Genomic DNA, 25,823 nt, shown 5'->3' with positions numbered 1-25,823 from the left:
TCCATGGTTATTTCTCTTGCAAAACGCGCCACTCAAGCGCAGGAATATTACTTCTCGGTGAAGCTCGCCGAAGTTCGAAAGCTACTTGCTGCAGGACATGATGTCATCAATATGGGCATTGGAAATCCTGACCAAGCCCCTTCAGAAGCAACCATTGAAGCATTAAAAAATACAGCTTCACTCACCAATACCCACGGTTATCAATCGTATAAAGGCATTCCTGCTCTTCGTCAAGGTATATCAAAATGGTATGAGCGTGTGTATGGCGTACAGCTTGACCCAGAGCATGAAATCTTACCCTTAATTGGTTCAAAAGAAGGCATTACGCACATCAGTCTGACTTTTTTAGACGAAGGGGATGAAGTATTGGTTCCCGAGCTTGGCTATCCTGCCTATCGCGCTGTAAGCGAAATGGTAGGAGCCACAGTCATTGAATATCCGCTTCAAGAAAATAACCAATGGCAACCCGACTGGGAAGCTATGAAAGGTATAGTAAGCTCCAGAACAAAAATTTTGTGGCTCAACTATCCACACATGCCTACGGGCGCACCCGCCACGCGTGAGCTTTTTGAAAATGCCGTTCGCTTTGCCAAAGAGCATGGCATTTTATTATGCCACGACAACCCTTATAGCCTAATACTCAACCAGAAACCTCCCATTAGCTTGCTTTCAATTGAAGGTGCAAAAGAGGTGGCCATTGAGCTAAACTCCATGTCCAAGTCACACAACATGGCGGGCTGGCGAATTGGCTGGTTATCAGGGGCTAAAGAATACGTGGATGCAGTACTTACCATAAAAAGCAACGTGGATTCTGGCATGTTTTTAGGCATTCAACAAGCCGCTGTAGCTGCCCTTCAAAATTCGGAAGAATGGCACGCTGCCCAAAATGCCGTATATCACAGTCGATTGGATGCCGCCAAAACCTTCTTAAAAACCCTAAACTGCACCTTCGATTCGACCCAGGAAGGTATGTTTCTGTGGGCAAAACTCCCCGAAGACGTTGCCTCTGCGGAGCAATTGGTTGATGACTTATTATACCAAAAACATATTTTCATTGCCCCTGGATTTATTTTTGGTCCTAAAGGCCAACGTTACATTCGGGTTTCTCTTTGTATGCCCGCCGAACGAATTTGGCAAGCCATTGAGCGTTTGAAAGCATAAATAAAATGAGGGAAGGTTGTGAGCAACCTTCCCCACAAAGGTGTTGCCTAGTTCAAATTCCCCATCAAAATAAAAGACGCATCAACATTTGGGCGACCTTCATATGTTTTGGGATTATGCTCCGCCTCCAACACATTATAATAAAACAGTACCTTGAGCCAACTCGCAATGCCGTTGTCTAAATCGTTGTAGTAACGGTATTCTTCCAATTCTTTTTGCCATCTTTTGGTTGATGTCGAAAACCTTCTCCGTAAGAAGTGCTCAATGGTCATCAAATGCCCCCCTTCTTGCACATAATACTGATAACGGCCATGTTCCTGGGCTGTTTCGGGAATTTCATCCGTAATAACTGAAGTAAAAGGAAGAAGCCTTTTACGCGAATAGGGCTTCAGGAAACGTTGTATTTTCAGGGCACCATCCGCAATGTTTTCAAAAACAACCTCTCGCCCTCCGTGGGGCAGGTGGCTCTTAACAAAATGACGGGTTTGTTGTTTTTTTGCATCCCAAAACGAAAACGACTCAACTTGCCGACTTCCGTAGGCACGGTGACGGCCATCGTCAAGTTTTATTGATACTACCTCCACTTCTGGAGCATACAGCAGCTCTCCTTTCATTCGTTCGCCTGTAGCGAGCTTGATTTCTCCTATTGACCAATTTTCCTTTGGTCGGGCTTCCACGGAAAGCAATACCATCCATGCCAAGCCAAGGCTTAGTAAAATTTTCTTCATGTAACTAATAATGTGCGTGTGTGTTGTGTGTAATCGACCAACTATTATATCAAATATAACAACTTTGGCAATACAATCAATACCTATATTCTATTTTTTTAAAATTTTATTTGCTTAAAACAACAAGCTCTTGGCAAAATACAATTATCATGTTAAATCGTTGGGTATGAATCTATTTTCGCCAATAAAATCACCCTCAAAATTCATTTATAGTAGTGATTCTTTTTCCCTCACGCTTTTTTTGCGTTACTTTGTATGCTAAACTATTTAACAGGCAACGTTTTATTATTAACAAAACCTACCTAACAAAGATGAGTACAATCCAATCGGTACACGCCCGTCAAATCCTTGACTCTCGCGGTAATCCAACAGTAGAAGTAGATGTTCGCACCGAAAACGGCTTCCTCGGCCGTGCAGCCGTGCCATCTGGCGCCTCTACAGGTATTCACGAAGCAGTCGAACTACGTGATGATGACAAGAGCGTATATCTCGGAAAAGGTGTATTGAAAGCCGTTCAGAACGTAAACGAAATCATCTATCCTGAACTTTTGGGACTTTCTGTATATGATCAAAATCTGATTGACAAAATCATGATTGAGCTCGACGGTACTGCCAACAAAGGCAAGTTGGGCGCAAATGCTATTTTGGGGGTTTCTTTGGCCATTGCTAAAGCCGCAGCCCAAGAAGCAGGTCTTTCACTGTTCCGTTACGTAGGTGGAGTAAATGCTAATACTCTTCCTGTGCCAATGATGAACATCATGAACGGTGGCGCACACGCCGACAACGCGATTGATTTCCAAGAATTTATGGTAATGCCTACCAACGCTACTTCGTTCTCTCAAGCACTTCGCATGGGTACTGAAGTTTTCCACGCGTTGAAAGGTGTTTTAAAATCAAAAGGTTATTCAACAAACGTAGGTGATGAAGGTGGTTTTGCTCCTAACATCCAGTCAAACGTTGAAGCCCTCGAAACCATCCTTATTGCTATCGAGAAAGCAGGGTACCGCCCAGGTGAAGATATTTCAATCGCTATGGATGCTGCCGTTTCTGAACTTTGGAACGAAGAAAAACAACGCTATATCTTCAAGAAATCAAGCAAAGAAGAGTTAACTTCTGCTCAAATGGCTGATTTCTGGACAGAATGGGTGAATAAATATCCTATCATTTCAATCGAAGACGGTATGGCCGAAGACGATTGGGCTGGTTGGAAATTGCACACCGACGCGATTGGTTCTAAATGCCAACTCGTAGGTGATGACCTTTTCGTAACCAACGTAAAACGCCTTGAAATGGGTATTGAGCAAGGAGTTGGTAATGCTGTTTTGATCAAAGTAAACCAAATCGGTTCATTAACTGAAACCATCGACACCGTTAGTTTGGCAAAACGCAATAGCTACAAAAACATCATGAGCCACCGCTCAGGTGAAACCGAAGACTCGACCATCGCTGACTTGGCAGTGGCGTTGAACACTGGCCAAATCAAAACTGGTTCGGCTTCACGTTCAGACCGTATGGCCAAATACAACCAATTGCTCCGTATTGAGGAAGAATTGGGCGAAACAGCTTACTTCCCTGGAAAGAAATTTTAATTAGTGTCGAGTGTCGAATGCAGAATGTCGAATAAACATATTCATTCGACACTCTGCATTTGACATTCGACATTTTTGCTGCATTTGACACTCGACATTTTTCTGCATCTAACCCTCAATATCTATATGCAGTTTCTCCATCGCTTCCGTTTTTTAAAAGATTTCTACAAAGCAAGTGCGCTAGGTTTGCTAATTTGGCTGACTTTTTTTGAACTGAATAGTATTCCTGACCAAATTGGGAATTGGTGGGAACTTCGTGAATTAAAATCTCAAAAAGAATACTACGAAGAACAAATCGTCTTGCTCAAAAAAGAACAAGCATCCACCCTTGGTACCGACAAACTTCTGGAGAAATATGCCCGTGAAAAGTATTTCATGAAAAAAGACAGTGAGGAAGTGTTTGTATTGGTGGACAAAAATGGGGAACCATTTGAAAAATAATCCGTTCATTTGGTCAGTTGAAAATGACGAGGTGTGCTAATTTTCATTTTCAAATTGGCCCATTTTCAACATTCGTGAAACTTCAAGTACTCTTCGTATGCCTCGGCAATATCTGCCGTTCTCCCCTTGCAGAAGGCACTTTTCGTGAGCTTGTTGCTCAAAAAGGGCTATCAGACACTATTTCTTGCGACTCTGCGGGTACGCATGGTTACCACATTGGCGCCCTTCCCGACCGTCGCTCTCGCCGCGTTGCGGCTGATTATGGCATTACCCTCACCCATCACGCCCGAAAACTTTCTAGCGACGATTTTGCCAACTTTGACTACATCGTCGCCATGGATGAATCCAACCTGGAGAACATCCAAACCCAAAGCTATCGCTCCACTGGTTTTTATCCCGAAGAAGGACGCGTGCTTCTTTACCGTGATTTTGACGAACAGGCCGATTCGCCCAATGTCCCCGACCCTTACTACGATGACATGTCAGCCTTTGAAGATGTCTTTCAAATCGTCAGTCGGTGTGGAGAACATTTCTTGGAATACTTAATAAAGGAACATAATTTAGTGTAAAAAATAAAACCCACAATGAGTCAAAAAGTAATTCTTATCATCATGGATGGTTGGGGTATCGCTAAAAATGGCGAAGAAAACCGCTCTGCCATCATCGCTGCCAACACGCCTTTTTACGACCGTATCCTCCAACAATACCCCCATAGCAAACTCGAAGCCAGCGGATTAGCCGTTGGACTTCCCGATGGACAAATGGGAAATTCGGAGGTAGGGCATACCAACCTTGGCGCGGGAAGGATTGTATATCAAGACCTTGTCAAAATTAACTTGGCGGTCGAATCTGGCTCTATCGCCCAAGAACCAACGCTTGTTGAAGCTTTTGAGTACGCAAAAGACAATCAAAAGAAAGTTCACTTCATTGGTTTGGTGTCAGATGGCGGGGTTCACTCTCACATCAACCACGTCAAAGGGCTTTGTAAAGCCGCCCAAGAAGCAGGACTTAATGACGTATATGTTCATGCTTTTACCGATGGCCGTGACTGTGACCCTAAAAGCGGCGCAGGCTTTTTGACCGATTTGCAGGCTTCATTGGCAACCACAACGGGCAAAATTGCCAGCGTAACGGGGCGTTTTTATGCCATGGATCGCGACAAACGTTGGGAACGCGTGGCAAAAGCCTATAATGTGATGGTCAACGGCGTAGGCAACGAAACTGTTACCGATAGCCAAATTGTATCGGCAGTTGAAGCTTCTTACGCAGCAGGTGTTACCGACGAATTTATTGAACCCATCGTGGTTGTGGACGAAGCAGGTGCTCCTGTTGCCAAAATCGAAGAAGGAGATGTCGTGTTGTGTTTCAATTTCCGCACTGACCGTGGACGTGAAATCACCGAAATGCTTACCCAACAAGATTTCCCCGAACAAGGAACAACTAAATTGAATTTGTATTACCTTACCATGACCAACTACGACGATGCGTTTGTTGGGGTGAAAGTAATTTATGACAAAGACAATCTCAAGAATACCCTTGGTGAAGTAATTGAAGGAGCGGGTAAAACCCAAATTCGCATTGCGGAAACTGAAAAGTACCCGCACGTAACTTTCTTCTTCTCAGGAGGCCGTGAAGTGCCATTTGAAGGCGAAAAACGGCTTTTGTGCCCTTCGCCCAAGGATGTAAAAACGTATGATTTGAAGCCAGAAATGGCTGCTTTCGATATTCGCAATGCCATTCTTCCCGAAATCGAAGCAGAAACCGCTGATTTTATTTGCCTCAACTTTGCCAACCCTGACATGGTAGGCCACACGGGTGTTTTTGAGGCCGTTGTCAAAGCCTGCGAAACCGTTGATCAATGCACCGAAGCCGTTGCAACTGCGGGTCTGGCACACGGTTATACTTCTATCATTATTGCTGACCACGGCAACTCCGATTACATGCGTAACGACGATGGAACACCAAACACCGCCCACAGTACCAACTTAGTTCCTTGCATTTTTGTAGGCAACGAATACAAAGGGCAACCTAAAGATGGAAAATTAGCTGACATCGCACCCACCATTTTAGCGCTTTTGGGCGTTGCTCAACCAGCCGAAATGACGGGGGTAAGCTTGTTGTAATACCGAACTTTTTGCAGGCGGCGAGGGTTATTGAGCCATGAAACCACTTTTTTGTATTTTCGTCGCGCTCGTTTTCCTCGCTGCCTGCCAGCCCCAAACCGAAACCAACCAAGTTAAGTCGTATTTTGATTTAAAAGGCTTCATTGAATCACAGCTTCGTGAATTAGAAAAACGCAAACCGACGGTTGACAAAAAAATGTCGCTTGACGGGGAAAGCGAATCAAAGCAAACAAATGAAATTAATTGGGCCAAAGAATTAGACCTGTTTATCCAAGCAGATATTAACAAACAGGCGTATCAATCGAGCTACGAGATTACGCAGCCAATGCCCAAAACCAACCTTTATACCCTCAAAAAAGGCGAAAATCAGCCCGTTCAGTCTTTGAAGGTAACCTTCGATGATAAAACACAGATGCCTTCAATCATCGAGGTCTCGTTAAAGGAAGAAAATAAACTGTATGATTCTGAGAAACAGCTTCGCCTCACTTGTGGAATGCGACCAGAAGGAGTTTGGTTAATAAAAACGTACGAAATTTCTGGTTTTCAGCACCTGTCTTTAACCGATAAAAAATCGTTTTCTATTATTGGGACTATCTATTAGTCAGCCTGCGAGAAAGCTTTAGCATAAAGAAAGGACGCTGTTGGGCGTCCTTTCTTTTGTGTATCTCAGCAACTAGCGACCATTGGATTGGCCACCGCCGCCTCGTGGATCATAACCTGAAGCAAACAGCGGATATTGATCAAAAATTGTACGTACTACGTTTCGATAATAATTATTGGCAGCATTGGGATTCTTAAAAATACCCGCCGCATATCCGCGCCAAACAACCTGATCCGTATCTGCATCAATGAGCGATACAATGATTGTACCTTTGTCGAGCGAATAACGAATGGGTTCATATTTAAACGAATCATCTTCAGTATCTACCCAGTTTTTAATGACGGGCTGCATATACCCTTGGTAGCGCAAGTTATCGTAGAAAATACCGTAGTTTACCAACAACGACGGTTTGTTGGTAGTAAGTCGGTATCCACGCGCCTGCATCTGTCGGTGGATGGCATTATAGACTTCTGTACACACATTACCCGTATCACGTTCACATTCCAAGAAAGCGTACGTGCTGTAGGCTTTGAAATTGGTTTCGTAACTGTAATCGTGTTCAACAAAAATTTTCTGACTCGTGTTGCAACTTGCTGCCACAATAACAACAGCACATCCAAGCAGTAAAAGTTTGACAAGCTTCATAGATAGTTCGTGGTTTGGGGTGTTTGAGAGAATATTTGATTAAAAATACGAAATTTTCTACAAAAGCAAATTTTTTACTGCAAAACTTACTATCACCCAAATTAACCTACGTAATAAGCGATAGCTTGTTGGATTTCAGCTGGTGTCACTTTCACATCATACGCACAAGTTCCGATGCCATCTAGCAGTGAAAAACGCAACTCTCCTCCTCGGTTCTTTTTGTCTTGCTGTGCCAGTGCAATCACCGTTGGCTCATCCGAAAGCTGGACATCGGCTTTACCAAACACTGAAAATATAAACTCCTCAACCTGCTCAAGTGTTTGCAAATCCACCATTTTTTTGCGGTAAGCCAAATAGGTTTCCATAATCATACCCGCCGCAATCGCTTCCCCGTGCAACAACCGTTCTTTGGGTGGTTTGCTTAAAAAATAGGTTTCTATCGCATGGCCAATAGTATGTCCAAAATTCAAGATTTTGCGAAGCCCTTTTTCTGTTGGATCAGTGGCCACAACTTTTTTCTTGATTTCAACTGAGTGTGTAATCAAGTCTGTCCAATTTTGTTGTTCAAAGTCTTTTTTACGAATTTCTTCCCACTTAGCCGCATCCGCAATCAAACAATGCTTCACAATTTCGGCAAATCCAGAGCGCAATTCTATATACGGAAGGGTTGACAAAAAGGATGCGTCAATCAAAACATTTTTTGGTTGGGTAAAAACGCCCAAATGATTTTTAAAACCTTGGAAGTCGATTCCTAATTTTCCACCCACGCTGGCATCCACTTGAGAAAGCAGCGTCGTCGGAATTTGAACAAAATCAACGCCTCTTTTGTAGGTCGCGGCACAAAACCCGCCCATGTCTCCAATCACTCCCCCACCCAAGTTAAAAACAACCGCATGACGATCGAGCTGAGCTTTGGTCATTTCGCCCCAAATCTTTTCACAGGTTGCAAGGGTCTTGTGCTGTTCTCCCGCTGGTACGACGATAAGGTCATGTTTGGGCAAAAGAGGCTTTACCTTTGCGTAGCAATGTTTTTTTGTATTTGTATCGGCAATAACGACAACTTTGGAGTACTGATGCGCTGAAAGATACGCGGGGAGGCTCTCCTGAATCGGGGCAATGGTTACAGACATAGTAAGTTCGGAATTTTAAAAACCAAAAAGGATATACATTTACCGCGAATTTACACCCCTACTTTCATCCGTGCAAAAATCCGCACAAATCCGCATCATTTACGCCCTTAAACCGCATACTCATGCAATTTTATTCGGAAAAACATTGCAAATCCGAACGTTTTTGATTTTTTTTGAAGTAAATCCGAATTTAGTTCACCTCAACTTATCATTTCTAACAACCAAATTCACTAACTATGAAAAAACTTCTTCATCGAAGTATGGCTTTTCTAGTTGTTTTTGGCGTATGTCTTACGACATGGGCACAAGACCGACTCATCACAGGAAAAGTCACCAGTTCATCCGACAACAGCGTGCTTCCAGGTGTAAGCATCGTTGTCAAAGGAACCTCCAAAGGCACAACCACGGATGCCAACGGAGAATTTAAGGTAAGTACACCTTCTAATGCCACCCTTATTTTTAGCTATATTGGGTATATCCGCCAAGAGGTTAAAGTTGGCAGTAGCAATACCATCAATGTTTCGCTAGAAAACGACGAAAACATCTTAAATGAAGTCGTGGTAACTGCCCTTGGGGTAAAACAAGAGAAACGTGCGCTGGGTTATGCCGTGCAGGAAGTAAAAGGCCAAGATTTGTTGGACTCTCAGCGGGACAACTTCATGATGGGGCTTCAAGGACGGGTAGCGGGTCTCCAAATGACCCCAACCAGTGGTACTGCGGGTGGATCGGCCGTTATTCAGTTGCGCGGTGCAGGTTCTATCGGAAATAGCAACCAACCGCTTTATGTCGTTGATGGTTTGCCTATCTCAAACAACACCTTTGCCCAAGGGGCATTGGTTTCTGACCGCCCCAACCGCGATATGGATTACCAAAACCGTGCAGCGGATATTAACCCCAACGACATTGAGACCGTCACCATCCTAAAAGGCCCAGAAGCCGCTGCCTTGTACGGTATCGAAGCCGCCAACGGTGCGATTGTTATCACGACCAAAAAAGGAGGTACAGGTCGCGGAAAAATCACCTACAATGGTTCGTTGAGTGTTCGGGATGTGTATCGTTTCCCTGAAAGCCAAACTACCTACGGACGGGGTTTCAATGGTGTCTTTAACCCAAACAACTTTTCGTATTTTGGAGGTGAGGTTTCTCAAATAGGTGAAGGTGGCGGCAAAGTCTATGACAACGTTGATAATTTTTTCCAGCAAGGTCTTCGCCAATCTCATAACATCACCGTGGAAGGTGGAAGCGAAAAAGCGACCTATCGTTTATCAACTTCGTACATTTCAGACAAAGGGGTGGTGCCTACCAATAAAATGGATCAAATCAACATCCGTTTGACTGGGGTAGGACAAATCACCAAGAATTTGCGGGCTACGACATCGTTCAATTACATTGGAACAAATAACTTCCAGCCACTTCGTAGTGCCCAAGGGTTTCTCATCGGAATGTTGGCCTTCCCATTTTATTTAGATGCACGGCAATACCTGACACCAGACGGCCGCCGTTTCCGTACTTTTGGAGAAGATGCCAACGACTTGGACAACCCGTTTTTCAACGTGTATAAAAACATCAACAGCAACCGTATTAACCGTACTGTTGGTAACATTCAGTTGGACTATAACGTAACACCTTGGCTTACCTTAGCGGGAATCTTAGGGGCAGATATTTTCTCGACGCGTTACAACCGCTTCCAACATCCAGAATCCAATGCTGGTATTACGGCCAAAGGATTTGTGGAAAATGCCACAGAGAATAGTCAATTGCTCAACGGTAACTTCCGTGCTACGGCCAAAAAAGACTTTGGTAAGCTAAAAACTTCGCTCATGGTGGGTACCACTATTGATGATCGCCGTTATGAAACAACCGCTATTTATGGGGAGCAACTTTATTTGCCCGACTTTAACAGTATCAACAACACCTTGAATAGCACCCAGCGTAGCAAGGCCACGCTCCTCCAACGTCGTCTGGTCAGCGTACTAGGTTCACTCAACTTGAGTTACGCCGACATGTTGTACTTAACCGTAACGGGGCGTAATGACTGGTCATCCACCTTGCCTGTTCAGAACAACTCCTTCTTCTATCCATCGGTTAGTTTAGGGTTTGTTTTCACCGAACTTCCTGCGTTTGAGCAGCAGCAAATTTTGAGCTATGGAAAAGTTCGCTTTGCCTACGCTGAAGTTGGTAACGACGCTACTCCTTACCGTACGCGTCCTCGCCTCGTGCCACAAACCACAACGGGTGGAGGCTTTTTGTATGATTTCTACGGAGGTAACGAAAACTTGCGCCCAGAACGTGGTCGGAGTTTTGAAACAGGTTTAGAGCTTCGTTTCTTTAAAAATCGCGTAGGTTTGGATGTGACGTACTTCAACAAAAGCAATTTTGACCAAATCACCACCCAGCGTTTGAGCTACGGTACTGGATTTATTTTCGGTTTGTTGAACGGTGGTGAAATTCGCAACAGCGGACTTGAAGCCCAATTGAACATTACGCCCATCAAAGCTAAGAACGTTCAGTGGGACATGAACCTCAACTTTACGCGTCTTTTGAATGAAGTCGTAAGCCTTCCTGGGCAAGTTGCCGAATATTACAACTCCGACACATGGTTGTACGGAAACGTTCGGGCAAGTGCCATGGCACCCAACCAAAGCTCTTTCTACCCTAATTTGTCGTACGTAAACACCCGTGGCGAGGGCAAAACTACGGCACTGGCAGGTTATAGCTACTTGCGTAACAAACGCGGGGATATTCTTGTAAGCCCAAGTACAGGTTTGCCTATTTCAAACCCTGTTTTCTTACCCATCGGTGACCGTAACCCCGACTTTATGCTAGGTTTCCAAAATACGGTTCGTTACAAAGACTGGTCACTTTCTGTATTGTTAGACATCCGTAAAGGCGGTGATGTTTTCAACGGGAACGAAATGTACATGTTCCGTAATGGTCTTTCAACGCGCGTTCTTGACCGAAGCAATCCTTACGTTTTCAAAGGCGTACTGCGCGATGGCCGCGAAGACAGCGACGCACCTACGCCAAATACAATTCAAGTGACGCCTCAATTCCGTTCCGATTTCTATGCGGCGTTCACAGAAGAAAGTTTTGTTGAAAAAGACATTAACTGGGTTCGTTTGCGGGATGTAACGCTCCGCTATAGTTTCCCTCAGTCTATCTTAGACAAGCAGAAAATCTTCCGTTCAGGGAGCGTCTTTGTTTCTGGAAATGAACTTTTCCTCTTGACCAATTATACAGGTGCTGACCCCGATGTAAACGGTACAAGTGCTGGAACGTTGGGTATCGGAGCACGCGGTTTTGACTATGGAACGTTGGCCTTGCCACGCACCATTACCGCAGGTTTGAACTTTTCTTTCTAGTAAGATTGATTGAGATTTTTTAAAAGACATTAAGATGAAAAAGATAAAACTTATATCGCTTGTTACCTTACTAGGGATAGGACTGACAAGCTGTGAAAAATACTTAGATGTAAATTTTGACCCTAGTTTTCCTCAGGTATCCGAAGGCTTTGCATTACTTCCTCCTATGCTTGGCCAAATGGCCCGTGCCGAAACCTTCGACGGGCGTTTTACGGGACAATATTGCCAATACTGGCTCGCAACGGCCTCTGGAAATGCTTGGGATCGCCATGGCTACGTTGCAGGAAGTGATAACGGCGGCGAAATGTGGCGTTCGCACTATTGGTCAATTGGGAAAAACGTGGACTTGGTCATCGAGGATGCTACCGCCAAACAACAATGGGACTACGTAGGTGTGGCCAAAGCCCTTCGTGCTTGGGGCTGGCAAAGTACCACCGACGCCAACGGTGAGATGATTTTAAAGCAAGCCTGGGAGCCAAACCGTTACGTATTTGAGTACGATTCGCAAGAAGACGTTTACAAAGAGGTAGTTCGACTTGGAACAGAAGCCCTTGCGGACCTTTCCCGTACCGATGGTGGTGTATCTGTGGCTTCCCTTGGCCGTGGCGACTTGGTTTACAAAGGAGACCGTACCAAATGGATTAAATTTGTGAATGCGATTTTGGCACGCAACGCCAACCACATCAGCAACAAAAAAACGTACAATCCTGACGCTGTTATTAAGTTTGTCGATGCTTCTTTTAGTAGCAATGCCGACAACTTTTATATCCCACACGGTGGCACCAACACTGCCGACGCTAACTTCTGGGGGCCACTTCGTAACAACATGAATGGGTTTCGCCAAAGCAACTACCTAGTTAGCTTGTTCAACGGCACGCTGTTTCCGAATGCCATTGACCCACGCATGGCCGCAATGCTTACCGCCAGTGATGACAAAGTGTTTCGAGGCGTAAATGTAGGTCTTGGGGATGCCAATAACGTCGCAGGACGAACCAACCGGGTCGCCAACTTCTGGGGGCAATCGCAGCCTACGGCCACTACTCCTGCTACAGGTAAATCTATTTTTGACAATGGCACCGCCCATCCGCTTATTACGTATTGGGAAATGCAGTTTGTGAAAGCGGAAGCAGCTTTTATCAAAGGAGACAAAGCAATGGCCTTCGATGCGTACAACAAAGGTATCAATGCGCACTTGGATTGGGTGTTTTCACTTATGTCTTCAACGGATGCGGCAGGCCGTGCTAATTTTAATACAGAACGGGCTGCTTACCTCAAAAGTAGTGCCGTTGCCCAAACTTCGGCAGCATTGACTCTTAGCGACATCATGACCCAAAAATACATTTCAATGTTTGTTCATGGCCACATGGAAAGCTGGGTTGATATGCGTCGTTATAAGTACAGCCCTGATATTTTCAAAGGATTTTCGGCACCAACAGGCGCTATATTGTTCCCTGATAATAACGGAAAATTGGCGTATCGTCTGCGTCCACGCTATAACTCCGAATACGTTTGGAACCGCGCGGCATTGGACAAAATTGGCGCATTAAACGCTGATTATCACACCAAAGAAATTTGGTTTATGCAACCTTAATCGTAGGTTAATCAACCGATTACGAATCCAAAAGAAACAAACAATGAAGAAATTTCAATCCATAACAAAAAGCATTTTGCTTGCAGGCGTACTTTCCGCTGGGCTTTTTGCGTGTATAGGAGAATCAAGCGACCAATTAACAATTGTCAACCCAGCCTCTGGCGCTCGCGTAAAATTTCACCACATGGTTTCGGACGGCCCTGGAGTGAGTATTTTAGTAAATGACCGTCAATTTTCGGGTGTACTTACTGTAGCGCCTGCCTCGCCAGGCGTTATCACCTACGGGAATATCTACCCAGCCATTGATTATGCAACAATTGATGCAGGCAGTGCCAAAGTTGAGGTAGTAGTTCCCGCTAGTGGAAGTAACCAACAAGTTTCACTTCTGACTGGGACTGTTCCACTAGAAGCCAACAAATATTACTCGGTTTTTGCGGTGGGTTCTGCGGCTACCGCTTCGTTAGAGCCATTGGTGGTAGAAGACAAGCTTACGCCAGCAGATACTTCTAAAGCGTATTTTCGGGTTGTCAATACGATTGTTAATGCAACGACGGGCTACGACGTAGGTTACAATGGCACTTATGCGCCTGCAATGACCAACATTGGCTACAAAAAAGCCTCTGATTTTGTGGCCATCAATCCTATTCCAACAGGCGGTGCCGCCTTACCCGTTCAAGTTCGGGTGAATGGTACCACCACCAACCTTGCTCCTACCACGTTTACCCTTGCTCCGATCAAAGGGCGTTTTTACACCATCATTTTACGTGGTCGAGTAGGCGGTACGGGTACGCAAGCATTGACCATAGGAGCAATCGCCAACCGATAATTTTGCAGCAAAAAGTCGCATATCACTTCAACAACTTTAGTTAGTACCCAATAAAAAACTCCTTCTTGAAGCATCAAGAAGGAGTCTATTTTTAAGCCCGATTACGGGCTTTTTTATTACAAACTAAGCGTGCGAGAAAATAGGATTAAACATTCCCACTTCTTTAGCTTCCAGCATCGATTCGCCCATCAAGAACTCATCTACTTTGCGGGCCGCTTCGCGACCCTCTGAAATCGCCCAAACAACCAACGATTGTCCACGACGACAGTCACCTGCAGCAAAGACTTTGTCTATCGAAGTACCATAATTGCCTTCCGAAGCTTTGATGTTTTTACGCATGTCAGTTTCGATACCGAACTGTTCAATTAAATACTGTTGAGGATGCACAAAACCCGCAGCAATGAGTGCCAAATCACAGTTTACAACGCGTTCATTTTCAGTAATCGGTGCTTTGCGGCCATCTTCCAACGTGCGCTCACCCGTGATGTCAGCAATACGCAAACCTGTCAATTTTTCGCCATCACCCACAAATTCTTGCACGGCAATCGCCCAAAAACGGTCACAACCTTCTTCATGCGAAGTTGACGTCCGTTTAGTCAAAGGCCACTGAGGCCAAGGCGTTTTTTCGTCACGAACTTTATAAAACGGTTGTAACTTATCGTCGTACTTTGGCGCTGGCATTACTTCCACTTGCGTAATAGTCGCTGCTTTATGGCGGTTTGACGTTCCAACGCAGTCAGAACCTGTATCTCCCCCACCGATTACCACTACATGTTTATCAGTTGCCAAAATTTCACCATTCACATATTTATCGCCACGGTGGTCAACCACGCGCGCAATATCAGACACCCGTTTGTTTTGCTGGCTCAAAAACTCCATCGCAGGATGGATACCTTTTCCGATGTATTTGTCCCAACCAGGAATGCGAATATCACGAGGCTCAGTTGAACCAATGGCGAGTACCACCGCATCGAACTCCCGCAAAATCTCTTCCGCCTGAATATCCACGCCAATGTTTACGCCCGTCTTGAACTCAACGCCTTCTTCGGCCATCACAGCTGCGCGGCGTGCCACGACCGTTTTCTCCAATTTAAAATCAGGAATACCATAACGAAGCAACCCTCCTACCTCATCGGCACGCTCAAAAAGCGTTACCAAGTGTCCTGCGTAGTTTAGCTGTGCTGCTGCTGCCAAACCTGCTGGCCCTGAACCAATGACTGCTACTGTTTTGCCTGTGCGTTTTGCAGGAATGCGTGGCTTAACGTAACCCTTAGCAAAGGCCGTTTCGATGATAGATTTCTCCACGTACTCAATCGCAACGGGTGGCTTGTTGATACCCAACACACACGATGCCTCGCAGGGTGCAGGACAGATACGCCCCGTAAACTCTGGAAAGTTGTTGGTACTGGTCAATAATTGGTAAGCATATTCCCAGTTTTCTTCGTAAACAGCGTCGTTAAATTCTGGGATAATATTTCCTAGTGGACAGCCATTATGGCAAAAGGGAATACCGCAATCCATGCAGCGAGCTGCTTGTTTTTTGGCATCATCCGTTGTCCCTAGCAATTCAATTTCTTTATAATCTAAGCGGCGTTCTTCTACACTACGCTTACTTGGCAACTCACGGCCAAATTCAATGAATCCAGTGGGTTTTCCCATTTTAGTACTGAATAAAAGATTAAATGAGCGATTGAGAAATGAATCCAGATGTGCTTTTCTTAGCTTATTTGCTTTGTTTTTCAAAACCCTACAGGCAGGAAAACCTGCCTGCAAGGCCGAATATTAAGGGATGGGCTAATTATTGGGCTACATCAACAACGATGTCTTGATAGACGACGTTTTTATCAGCAATCTGTTGCGATAGGCTGATTCCACGGCTTGCCAAAGCTTTCTTGAAGTCGTTTGGCAATACCTTCACAAACTGACTCAAGTACGTATCCCAGTCTTGGGTCATCATAAATGCAACATTACTGGTGGTATATTGGAAATGTTTCTCTACAAAACCTTTCACAATCGTTTTATCTTCGTCGGTCAAGGCATCTACGCTTACCATTTCAGGATTTACTTTTGGTGTAAAGTCGGCGTTTTTATCCCAAACATAGGCAACTCCACCCGACATACCCGCCGCGAAGTTTCGTCCAACTTCTCCGAGAATAATCGCAACACCACCTGTCATGTACTCAAGACCGTGATCTCCTACCCCTTCTACGACTACTTTTGCTCCAGAGTTACGCACACAGAAACGCTCTCCAGCAGTTCCACGAATATACGCCTCTCCCGAAGTTGCTCCGTAAAAGGCTACGTTACCGATAATGATATTTTCTTCTGGTACAAACGAGGCTTCACGGTCTGGATAAACCACGAGTTCAGCCCCACAAAGTCCTTTTCCAAAATAATCGTTGGCATCGCCTTCTAGCTCAAGACGTACTCCTGAGGTATTAAAAGCACCAAAACTTTGTCCTGCCGTTCCTCTGAATTTAAAGTGAATGGTTCCGTTTGGTAACCCAGCGCCGCCATATACTTTTGATATTTCGTTGGAAAGCATATTTCCTACCGAGCGATTGAGGTTATTGATAGGATATTCTCCGTAAACCTCTTCTCCTTTTTCGAGGGCTGGTTTGGCGGCTTCCATCAATTGCCAGTCAATTACCTCAGCAATTCCATGGTCTTGTTCCTCTTGTTTAAATTGCGCAACATCAAGGCTTACTGGCTCTTTGAATAACATTGCGTTGAAATTCAATGCTTTGTATTTCCAGTGTTTAATATCATCACGCATTTCGAGGTGTTGTGCTTGTCCCACCATTTCGTTGATAGTACGGAAGCCCAACTGCGCCATAATTTCGCGCAACTCCTGTGCCATGTACGTAAACATGTTCACTACGTGTTCTGGTTTTCCTGTGAAAAGTGCCCGCAATTCTTTGCGTTGCGTTGCAACTCCCACTGGACAAGTATTCAAGTGACACTTACGCATCATGATACAGCCCGTCGCAACGAGTGCGGCGGTGGCTACGCCAAACTCTTCGGCACCTAACAAGGCCGCAATCGCCAAGTCACGACCTGTACGCATTTGGCCATCGGCCTGCACAGTCACTCGTCCGCGAAGTTTATTTTTCACCAATGTTTGGTGCGTTTCGGCCAACCCAAGCTCCCAAGGAAGACCTGCGTGGCGAATTGAACTCAACGGAGACGCCCCTGTTCCTCCATCGTGGCCTGCAATAAGAATATGGTCAGCGTGCGCTTTGGCAACCCCTGTGGCAACCGTTCCTACGCCCGCTTCTGATACCAATTTCACGCTGATACGTGCGGCACGGTTGGCGTTTTTAAGGTCATAAATCAACTGAGCTAAGTCCTCAATTGAGTAAATATCGTGGTGAGGTGGCGGCGAAATCAAGCCTACACCTGGTGTAGAGTGGCGCGTACGTCCAATCCAATCATCGACTTTATGGCCTGGCAACTGCCCTCCTTCTCCAGGTTTTGCCCCTTGGGCCATCTTAATCTGAAGTTCTTGGGCATTTGATAAGTAATGGCTCGTTACCCCAAAACGTCCTGATGCTACCTGCTTAATGGCTGACGACATAAAGTCGCCGTTGGGAAGCGGTTGATAGCGAATCTCATCTTCGCCCCCTTCACCTGAGTTTGATTTACCCCCGATGCGGTTCATGGCAATGGCAAGCGTTGTGTGTGCTTCCCACGAAATTGAACCAAACGACATCGCTCCTGTGGCAAAACGTTTGAAGATACTTTCAACAGGCTCTACTTCGTCGATTGAAATTGCTTTTCCTTTCTTGAAGCGCATCAAACCGCGAAGCGTAAGGGCTTTTTGGGTCTGATCATCAATGAGTTTTGAGAATTTCTTAAAAATTTGATATCCTTCTTCTCCACCTTTGCGGGTCGATTGTTGCAAAAGGTGAATTGTTTGCGGGTTAAAAATGTGTGCTTCTCCACGCTGTTTCCACTGGTAGAAACCACCCACTTCTAGGTGCGGATTTACCATTGGCGTTTCTGGATAGGCTACTTTATGACGAACCAATACTTCACGGGCGATTTCTTCGATACCCATCCCGCCAATACGTGAAATGGTTCCAGTAAAGTACTTGTCAATCACGTCTTTGTTGATACCCAAACACTCAAAAATCTGCGCTCCTTGGTATGACTGAAGCGTCGATATACCCATTTTTGAGAATATTTTGAGCAATTCTTTATTAATCGCCTTAATATAATTAGCGTTCAGTTTTGAATTTTCAAACTCTCCGTTAATCATCTTTTGGCGGTTCATGTAAGCGATGGTTTGGAATGCCATGTAAGGACATACCCCCGCAGCGCCATAACCAATGAGTGTTGCAACGTGGTGTGTTTCAAACACATCACCTGCCTCTACAAGGATACCTACTTTACCACGCAACCCCTTACGAATCAGATGATGGTGAACCGTGGACATGGCCAGCAACGACGGAATCGGTGCGTGGTCAGAGTCAATGGCACGGTCAGACAAAATAATGATTTCAAAACCGTCTTCAATCGCGTCTTCGGCGTAGGTACAAATACGTTCCAACGCACGCGCTAGTCCTTTTCCACCTTGATCGGCACGGAAATAGGTATTGATTGTCTTGGCTTGAAAATGGTCTTTATCCACCCAACGAAGTTTATCAAATTCTTCGATGGTCAATACAGGTTGTTCTAATTCAATCTGACGACAATGCAGCGGCGATTCGGTCAATAGGTTTTCGGTAGAACCCACAAACGAAATCAAAGACATGATCGAACGCTCCCGAATAGAGTCAATCGGCGGGTTGGTTACTTGCGCAAAAAGCTGCTTAAAGTAATTGGATAGGTGCTGACTTTGATCCGACAATACCGCCAATGGCACATCGACTCCCATCGAACCAATCGCCTCATAGCCAGTCTCGGCCATCGGCCCAATCACCATCCGTAGGTCTTCTGAAGTAAAGCCAAACGCGATTTGACGTTTTAGTAAAAGTTTATCGTCATACGGAGCAAACGGGCGTTGTGAAGGTTCGAGGTCAGAAATTTTGATTTTATTTTCATCCAACCATTTTTGATACGGCTGACGTGAACAAATATCGGCTTTGAGCTCTTCGTCGGGGATGATACGGCCTTGTTCCATATCCACCACAAACATTTTACCCGACTGCAAGCGCCCTTTTGATACAACACGGGCAGGGTCAATATCGAGCACCCCTGCTTCTGAAGCCATAATAATGGTATCGTCGTCCAACACCCAATAACGCGAAGGACGCAAACCGTTACGGTCGAGGGTAGCACCGATGATTTTACCATCCGTAAATGAAATCGACGCAGGGCCGTCCCAAGGTTCTTGAATCGCTGCGTGGTATTCGTAGAAAGCCTTCCGTTCTGGATCCATGGCCTCGTTGCCATCCCAAGCTTCAGGTACGACCATCATCATTACGTGCGGCAATGAGCGTCCGGACAAATACAGAAGTTCGATGGCGTTGTCCAAGTTGGCCGTATCTGAGTTAGTTAAATCACAGATTGGCAACAACATGTCCATTTCTTCTTTGGTGAAGTGCTCTGTCCAGAACGACTTCTCACCAGCGCGAATCCAGTTGACGTTACCACGTACGGTGTTAATTTCACCGTTGTGGGCCACATAACGGAAGGGCTGTGCTAGTTTCCAAGAAGGAAAAGTATTGGTCGAAAAGCGTGAGTGAATAATAGCAAAGGCCGAAACGACTGATTCACTGTGCAAATCAGGGAAGTAATAGTTCAGCTGACCTGTTGTCAACTGACCTTTATAGGAGATAGTACGGCACGAAAGCGACGAGAAATAAAAATGCGCTTTGGCACCCACTACAGTATCGTTGATTATACGAGTGGCGTATTGACGAAGTACAAACAATTTACGTTCAAAACCCAACTCATCCGTCACCGAATCAGGGCGTTTGATGAATAGTTGTTCTACTTGTGGTTCTACCGACAAGGAGCCTTCCCCCAAAACATCATTGCGTGTTGGAACGCGGCGGTAGCCTAGCAGTTCCATACCCAACTTTTTGATTTTTCGGTTGAGTATATCGCGGCATTCACTGCGAAGTTTTTCATCTTTAGGGAAGAAAATCATACCAACACCGTACTCACCCGCAGCTGGGAGGGTAATGGCTAATTTGGTACACTCTTCCACAAAAAATTCATGAGGGATTTGAATAAGAATTCCAGCACCGTCACCCGTGTTAGGATCGCAACCGCAAGCACCGCGGTGATCCATACGTTCGAGCATCGTAATCGCATCAGCGACCATCTGGTGAGACTTGCGACCCTTCATATTGGCGCGGAAACCAATACCGCATGCGTCATGTTCAAACTCGGGGCGATATAACCCCTGTTGGGCAGATTCTAACATGGTTTTGTTGTATATTGGGGGTTGGTTGACTTCCGATTCGTCACTTTGTTGCCTAAGTACTTCTACGGAACTTTAATCTCACGCAAGTTACACAAAAATTTATTTGGTACAACAACCTTTTTACCAAATATTGTATCTGTATTTTTAAAATATTGAGAATATATCAAATTATCTTGGAATTTTACAATTTCATAACACCAAAGATTAATATTTCATATTTTCGCAATAATATCTAGTTTCGTAAGATATTTTTCAAAAAAACCTCGTTTTCATTAACAATTCATCAATTAGAGTTATCTATCAGGACTCTGTTTTTACATTTTTGCAATCAAGCCCAGTTTTTCGACTTTTTCGACCAGTTTAGATGAGTATTCTTTGTAAAAAGAAGTGAGTATTTCCTGAAAAAAGACGTTCAAATAGGCACGCAAGGAAGAAAATATAAAATAATGTTAGAAAATAGGTGCCGTCAAAGTTAACTTTGCGCCTTTAGTACAAATCACCAATCCCCCAACTCCTCCGCTCGTGGAACACGTAGAACAACTACCAACCGTCGAAACCGCCAAAAAACTAGGTATTCTTCCCGAAGAATTTGAACAAATCAAACAAATACTAGGCCGCACGCCCAACTTCACTGAGTTGAGCATATTCTCGGTGATGTGGTCGGAGCACTGCTCGTACAAAAACTCAATCGTTTGGCTTAAAACCCTCCCCCGCGACTCTGACCGTATGCTTGCCAAAGCAGGTGAAGAAAACGCTGGTCTGGTTGACATTGGCGACGGCCTTGCGTGTAGTTTTAAAATTGAATCTCACAATCACCCTTCAGCTCTTGAGCCTTATCAAGGCGCGGCAACGGGTGTAGGCGGTATCAACCGTGATATTTTTACGATGGGTGCGCGTCCCATCGCTCAATTAAACTCTCTCCGCTTCGGAAACCCCGAATTAGCCAAAACAAAATGGCTAGTGAAAGGGGTAGTAAAAGGAATCGGCGACTATGGTAATGCGTTTGGTATCCCGACGGTAGGTGGTGAAGTTTTCTTTGATGATTGTTATAACACCAACCCGCTTGTTAATGCCTTTTCGGCAGGGATTGTAAAAGCGGGAGAAGTAGCTCGCGCCATTAGCTATGGTGTAGGCAATCCCGTATTTATTGTAGGTTCGGCAACGGGCAAAGACGGTATCGGGGGGGCAAGTTTTGCTTCAGAAGATATCTCTGAAAAGTCAACAGAAAAGTTGCCAGCCGTTCAAGTAGGTGACCCGTTCATGGAGAAACTTCTGTTGGAAGCTTCTCTTGAAATCATTCGCACGGGATACGTAGTTGGTATTCAAGATATGGGCGCTGCGGGTATTATTTGCTCAACCTCTGAAATGAGTGCCAAAGGCGAACACGGAATGATTATCGACCTCGATAAAGTACCAACGCGCCAAGCCAACATGAAAGGTTGGGAAATTTTGCTTTCTGAATCACAAGAACGTATGTTGGTGGTGGTTGAAAAAGGCAAAGAAGATGTCATCAAAGGTATTTTTGATAAATGGGATTTGCATTGCGCTCAAATCGGTGAAGTGGTTGAAGGCGGACGTTTGCATTTCTTCCAACACGGCGAATTGATTGCCGATGTGCCTGCTCACGACCTTGTGCTAGGTGGCGGTGCTCCTCAAAACCACCGCGAATACCGCGAGCCTGCTTATTACCAAGAGTTCAAAAAATTTGATATTAATTCGGTAGCTGACGTAAATTCAGCCGCTGAAATTGCGTCCGTAACGCGTCACCTTCTCTCGCATCCAAACATCGCTTCTAAGAAGTGGGTCTATGAGCAATACGACTCGATGGTAGGCACGGCCAACCGTTCGACCAACCGTCCTTCGGACTCGGCAGTGGTTCGTATTCGCGACGTAGAACGCCCGAACTACCAAAAAGGCATTGCCATGACGGTTGACTGTAACGCTCGTTACGTTAATGCTGATCCGTTTATTGGTGCACAAATTGCGGTTTCGGAAGCGGCACGTAACCTTGTTTGTACAGGTGCCGAGCCGTTGGCGATTACCAACAACCTCAACTTTGGAAACCCGTACGTTCCTGAAGTGTATTGGCAATTTGTTCATGCCGTTAAGGGAATGGGCGAAGCTTGTCGCAAATTTAGTACACCTGTGACGGGTGGTAACGTGAGTTTCTACAACCAATCATCGGACGACGGCCCAGTGTTCCCAACCCCAACGATTGGCATGATTGGCTTGATGGAAAAACCTGAAAGCCAAATGACCCTTGATTTCAAAAACGAAGGTGACTTGATTTTCTTGGTAGGTCAGCCGAAAAACGACATCGCTTCGTCGGAATACTTATACTCATACCGTGGTGTAAAAGCCTCTCCTGCTCCCGCGTTTGACCTCGATGAGGAATATGAATTGCAACAAGCAGTAGCACAATTAATTTCTAATCAGCTGGTTGAGTCAGTTCACGACGTTTCTGATGGTGGTCTCATGATCGCTTTGGCTGAGTCGGCTTTACCTCGCGGGTTTGGTTTTGAAGTTGCAACCCAAAGCCCGTACCGCGCTGATGCGTTCTTGTTTGGCGAAGCCCAAAGCCGCGTGTTGGTAAGTGTAAGCCCTGATAAACAAGCTGACTTCCAAAAGGTGCTTGGTGCCGACCTAAAAATCACGCACGCGTTGCTTGGTAAAGTAACGAAAGAAGGTTTTGTGGTGGATAAGCAAATGGTTATTTCAGGAGCCGAGGCTAAAGATTTATACGACAACTCATTGGGTAAAATCATGAGTTAGTCTGGTAGAATTTATACCAATAAAAAACGCCGTCAGTGAAAATTGACGGCGTTTTTTTGTAGTTGGTCGTTTTAACTACATTGTCCTAAAACATACCAAAGGACTAAAAATATAACGACTGTGCTTACACAGCCTCCTCCTAATTTTTTTGCGCCGTAGCCTGCTAATAATCCCCGTATTAAGTCATTCATGTCTATAAAGTTTAGAGTCGTTTGTTGCAAGTTATCAAAAATTTGAACCAAACGTATATTTTACAAAACGGGAAAACTTTTCCTCAAATTGGGGCAAAAAAAACTTGCGTTTCATTCTTGGGCAAGGTTTTGAGAAACCTTTTGCACACTCTGCGTTTGCGCTGGTTTCTCAAAACCAGCGGTACGCCCCCCCCTTTATTTTATCAAACGAATGACTAATATTTCTAAAAGCAAAAACGCCAACGCCGCCCACAAGAAATATTTCCAAAGGCTGACACCAATGTTTTGTTTTTGAAACTCTTTCACAAAATCACCGTCCGCCACGTGATCAAACACTTGTACGTTGGGCTGATTGGCAAATAGTTTCCGAAGTTCATCAGGCGTGTAATAATCTAATTGCGATTCTTGGTTGTCGTGATTCAGCGCCAACAATTGAACGGCTTGTCCGTCTTTTTGCAACTCATAATAGCCCGACTCCATGTCTTGTTCGGTGGTCAATTGGTTGCTTTTCGGCAATTCGAGCGTCAATTGATTTCCATTCAAGCGTTGAACTGGAATCAACTCTATTTTACCTTTTTTGAGTTTAAAAATCGTATTTTGTGGCAAATCTGGCACAGTCAGTGCGATATTGTTTTCATCAAACGAATAGGCTGTCCGCTGCTCACGTACGCTTTGCGCGGCGATTTTGTACATCACTGGTACAAAAAGTGCATTTTGAGCAAAGCTTCCAAAGGCTTCCGTAAGCGGATTGGCCAAGACGTAAACTTTGCCCCGCTGAACAGCCGACTGACTCAAGAAGACGTCTCCACTCCGCAAACTCAACAACTTTGCCCCCCCTGCTTGCCATTGCCAAACGGGCTTTGAGACTGGTAATTCAAGGTTCTCTTGACGAATGGATTGCTCAAAAACATCACTAAAAAACGGACTTTTCCGCTCAGGATTGGTCAATGGAATGGGCTCATTAGAAGTACGTTCACTCAATGAATTTATACCAAGGACGCTTAAAAACCCTCCGTAAGAAGCTATATCGGGGTTCGACGGGGGAACAACCAAAATACTTCCTCCTTTACGGACGAAATTTTCTAATTCGGTGCGCATCGCTCCTTCTACCCGCTCCACACTTTCTATAACGACCAAATCGATCTGCTTTAATAAGCCAATGTCGGCATTATTAGCGTTGAAGCTACGCATGGCAAACAGACTGTCGTTAGCAAAAACATTTTCAATCGAACGATTAGGGTTTGCTTGTCCGTACAAATGCAAGACGCGGATGACGGGCGAAGCGTTTAGCACAAAAAAGTATTCGTTGTCAAACGTAATGGGCAAATCGTCAAATACAATTCGGCCACGCTTGAAACCTTTCCCGCGAACATTAAAATTGAACGAAGCCGTCGCCGAGCCTTTTGGAGCAAGATTGACGGGCGCGGTCGAAACTTGAACATCGTCTAAAAACAATTTGACAACCAAGTTCTGAACGTCATCATTGCCCGAATTACTCACCCGAACGTACAAAATATTGTTTTGAAACTCCCTCACAAAAGGCGTATTCAACCACACCGAATCGACATACACATTTTGATTCGCAACGGCTTGCACAGGCACAATAAACAACCGATTGGTAGAGTCAACTTTAAGGCTTGCTACGTCGCCAACAGTACTTTTTTGAAAGTCCGAAAACCAAAAAAAATGATTTTTTCCACTCCCTGCGTACCTCGACATCAAATTCACCTGACGTTTGTAAATACTTGGCAGCGAACGTGGCGTGTGTGAAAGCTTGAGGGTTGTCAAGCGGTCTTTGATGCGGTCGGTGGTTGTGAGTTGTTGCTCTTGAGCGTCAAAATCATTGGTAATCAGCTGCAAACGGGTGGCATTCCTGAACAGCGTCAACAATTGATCGAGCTTTCCTGTGGCAATGTCAAAAAAACGTTGGTTATTATCTTCGTTCTGCATTGAGAACGAATTGTCCAAATAAACACTCGTCACGCTTTGGGCATTGGTTCCAGATTTATTTTCGCTTGGAAGATAAGGCTGAGCAAACGCCAATGCCAAGGCCGCAATGGCAAGTACCCGGGTTGCCAATATCAAGTACTGTTTCAAACGCCGAAACGAACTTGTTTCCATCTCAACGTTTTTCAACAACGAGACGTTAGAAAAGTAAATACGGCGGGTGCGGCGAAAATTGAACAAGTGAATGGCAATTGGAATCCCCACTGCCAGTAAACTCCACAAAAAGGTCGGAAAAAGAAATTGCATTCAGGTTTGGTGTTATCGGTAGTCGTTAGAACTC

16 protein-coding genes are annotated in these 25,823 nt (G+C 44.9%); 10 read left to right on the top strand and 6 right to left on the bottom strand.

Annotation, left to right across the window (positions count from 1 at the left end; genetic code table 11):
* Positions 1–3: 3 nt before the first annotated feature.
* Complete coding sequence (locus AC23P2_RS06815) at positions 4–1,161, top strand: pyridoxal phosphate-dependent aminotransferase (RefSeq protein WP_487772496.1); 1,158 nt, start codon at positions 4–6, stop codon at positions 1,159–1,161.
* Between the two features lie 47 nt (positions 1,162–1,208).
* Here AC23P2_RS06815 and AC23P2_RS06810 read toward each other — a convergent pair whose 3' ends face one another.
* Positions 1,209–1,889, bottom strand: a complete 681-nt coding sequence (locus AC23P2_RS06810; RefSeq protein WP_487772495.1) for a hypothetical protein — start codon at positions 1,887–1,889, stop codon at positions 1,209–1,211.
* Between the two features lie 311 nt (positions 1,890–2,200).
* Here AC23P2_RS06810 and eno point away from each other — a divergent pair, with 311 nt between their 5' ends.
* From eno to AC23P2_RS06785, 5 genes are all read left to right on the top strand, one after another.
* Positions 2,201–3,478 (top strand): phosphopyruvate hydratase, encoded by a 1,278-nt coding sequence (gene eno / locus AC23P2_RS06805; RefSeq protein WP_028522851.1) that lies wholly within the window; start codon positions 2,201–2,203, stop codon positions 3,476–3,478.
* Positions 3,479–3,604: 126 nt separating this feature from the next.
* Entirely contained in the window at positions 3,605–3,919 is a 315-nt protein-coding gene (locus tag AC23P2_RS06800; protein WP_487772494.1) for an FtsB family cell division protein, read from the top strand.
* A gap of 74 nt (positions 3,920–3,993) precedes the next feature.
* Complete coding sequence (locus AC23P2_RS06795) at positions 3,994–4,488, top strand: low molecular weight protein-tyrosine-phosphatase (RefSeq protein ID WP_487772493.1); 495 nt, start codon at positions 3,994–3,996, stop codon at positions 4,486–4,488.
* A 15-nt stretch (positions 4,489–4,503) separates the two neighbouring features.
* Positions 4,504–6,042, top strand: coding sequence for a 2,3-bisphosphoglycerate-independent phosphoglycerate mutase (gene gpmI / locus AC23P2_RS06790; RefSeq protein ID WP_487772492.1), 1,539 nt, complete (start codon positions 4,504–4,506; stop codon positions 6,040–6,042).
* A gap of 37 nt (positions 6,043–6,079) precedes the next feature.
* Entirely contained in the window at positions 6,080–6,643 is a 564-nt protein-coding gene (locus tag AC23P2_RS06785) for a hypothetical protein (protein WP_487772491.1), read from the top strand.
* A gap of 72 nt (positions 6,644–6,715) precedes the next feature.
* Here AC23P2_RS06785 and AC23P2_RS06780 read toward each other — a convergent pair whose 3' ends face one another.
* Positions 6,716–7,288, bottom strand: coding sequence for a DUF4136 domain-containing protein (locus tag AC23P2_RS06780; protein ID WP_028522846.1), 573 nt, complete (start codon positions 7,286–7,288; stop codon positions 6,716–6,718).
* A 101-nt stretch (positions 7,289–7,389) separates the two neighbouring features.
* Positions 7,390–8,418: a 3-dehydroquinate synthase gene (aroB, locus tag AC23P2_RS06775; protein WP_487772490.1), complete on the bottom strand. Its 1,029-nt coding sequence runs from the start codon at positions 8,416–8,418 to the stop codon at positions 7,390–7,392.
* A gap of 236 nt (positions 8,419–8,654) precedes the next feature.
* Between aroB and AC23P2_RS06770 the strand changes: the two genes are divergently transcribed.
* From AC23P2_RS06770 to AC23P2_RS06760, 3 genes are read left to right on the top strand one after another with little or no spacing between them, the layout of a single operon-like run.
* Positions 8,655–11,780, top strand: coding sequence for a SusC/RagA family TonB-linked outer membrane protein (locus tag AC23P2_RS06770; RefSeq protein ID WP_487772489.1), 3,126 nt, complete (start codon positions 8,655–8,657; stop codon positions 11,778–11,780).
* Positions 11,781–11,814: 34 nt separating this feature from the next.
* Positions 11,815–13,371 (top strand): SusD/RagB family nutrient-binding outer membrane lipoprotein, encoded by a 1,557-nt coding sequence (locus AC23P2_RS06765; protein WP_487772488.1) that lies wholly within the window; start codon positions 11,815–11,817, stop codon positions 13,369–13,371.
* Between the two features lie 43 nt (positions 13,372–13,414).
* On the top strand, positions 13,415–14,197 hold the full coding sequence (locus AC23P2_RS06760) for a DUF4397 domain-containing protein (protein WP_487772487.1): 783 nt from the start codon (positions 13,415–13,417) through the stop codon (positions 14,195–14,197).
* A 123-nt stretch (positions 14,198–14,320) separates the two neighbouring features.
* Here AC23P2_RS06760 and AC23P2_RS06755 read toward each other — a convergent pair whose 3' ends face one another.
* Complete coding sequence (locus tag AC23P2_RS06755; protein WP_487772486.1) at positions 14,321–15,856, bottom strand: glutamate synthase subunit beta; 1,536 nt, start codon at positions 15,854–15,856, stop codon at positions 14,321–14,323.
* Positions 15,857–15,995: 139 nt separating this feature from the next.
* Positions 15,996–20,573, bottom strand: coding sequence for a glutamate synthase large subunit (gene gltB / locus AC23P2_RS06750; protein ID WP_487772485.1), 4,578 nt, complete (start codon positions 20,571–20,573; stop codon positions 15,996–15,998).
* Between the two features lie 522 nt (positions 20,574–21,095).
* Here gltB and purL point away from each other — a divergent pair.
* Positions 21,096–23,345: a phosphoribosylformylglycinamidine synthase subunit PurL gene (gene purL / locus AC23P2_RS06745; RefSeq protein ID WP_487772484.1), complete on the top strand. Its 2,250-nt coding sequence runs from the start codon at positions 21,096–21,098 to the stop codon at positions 23,343–23,345.
* Between the two features lie 386 nt (positions 23,346–23,731).
* On the opposite strand, the gene AC23P2_RS06740 is transcribed toward purL, so the two are convergent.
* On the bottom strand, positions 23,732–25,789 hold the full coding sequence (locus AC23P2_RS06740) for a BatA domain-containing protein (RefSeq protein WP_487772483.1): 2,058 nt from the start codon (positions 25,787–25,789) through the stop codon (positions 23,732–23,734).
* Between the last annotated feature and the right edge of the window lie 34 nt (positions 25,790–25,823).

It is taken from the genome of Runella sp. R0.1_18, assembly GCF_057652155.1.
This window is presented reverse-complemented; position numbering and strand designations above follow the sequence as displayed.

What these genes read in the sequence shown, in the direction of transcription:
- AC23P2_RS06760 (WP_487772487.1), top strand. Translation starts at nt 13,415, where the DNA reads ATGAAGAAATTTCAATCCATAACAAAAAGCATTTTGCTTGCAGGCGTA.
- AC23P2_RS06815 (WP_487772496.1), top strand. Translation starts at nt 4, where the DNA reads ATGGTTATTTCTCTTGCAAAACGCGCCACTCAAGCGCAGGAATATTAC.
- AC23P2_RS06800 (WP_487772494.1), top strand. Translation starts at nt 3,605, where the DNA reads ATGCAGTTTCTCCATCGCTTCCGTTTTTTAAAAGATTTCTACAAAGCA.
- AC23P2_RS06740 (WP_487772483.1), bottom strand. Translation starts at nt 25,789, where the DNA reads ATGCAATTTCTTTTTCCGACCTTTTTGTGGAGTTTACTGGCAGTGGGG.
- AC23P2_RS06810 (WP_487772495.1), bottom strand. Translation starts at nt 1,889, where the DNA reads ATGAAGAAAATTTTACTAAGCCTTGGCTTGGCATGGATGGTATTGCTT.
- AC23P2_RS06780 (WP_028522846.1), bottom strand. Translation starts at nt 7,288, where the DNA reads ATGAAGCTTGTCAAACTTTTACTGCTTGGATGTGCTGTTGTTATTGTG.
- gltB (WP_487772485.1), bottom strand. Translation starts at nt 20,573, where the DNA reads ATGTTAGAATCTGCCCAACAGGGGTTATATCGCCCCGAGTTTGAACAT.
- eno (WP_028522851.1), top strand. Translation starts at nt 2,201, where the DNA reads ATGAGTACAATCCAATCGGTACACGCCCGTCAAATCCTTGACTCTCGC.
- aroB (WP_487772490.1), bottom strand. Translation starts at nt 8,418, where the DNA reads ATGTCTGTAACCATTGCCCCGATTCAGGAGAGCCTCCCCGCGTATCTT.
- gpmI (WP_487772492.1), top strand. Translation starts at nt 4,504, where the DNA reads ATGAGTCAAAAAGTAATTCTTATCATCATGGATGGTTGGGGTATCGCT.
- AC23P2_RS06755 (WP_487772486.1), bottom strand. Translation starts at nt 15,856, where the DNA reads ATGGGAAAACCCACTGGATTCATTGAATTTGGCCGTGAGTTGCCAAGT.
- AC23P2_RS06765 (WP_487772488.1), top strand. Translation starts at nt 11,815, where the DNA reads ATGAAAAAGATAAAACTTATATCGCTTGTTACCTTACTAGGGATAGGA.
- AC23P2_RS06770 (WP_487772489.1), top strand. Translation starts at nt 8,655, where the DNA reads ATGAAAAAACTTCTTCATCGAAGTATGGCTTTTCTAGTTGTTTTTGGC.
- AC23P2_RS06785 (WP_487772491.1), top strand. Translation starts at nt 6,080, where the DNA reads ATGAAACCACTTTTTTGTATTTTCGTCGCGCTCGTTTTCCTCGCTGCC.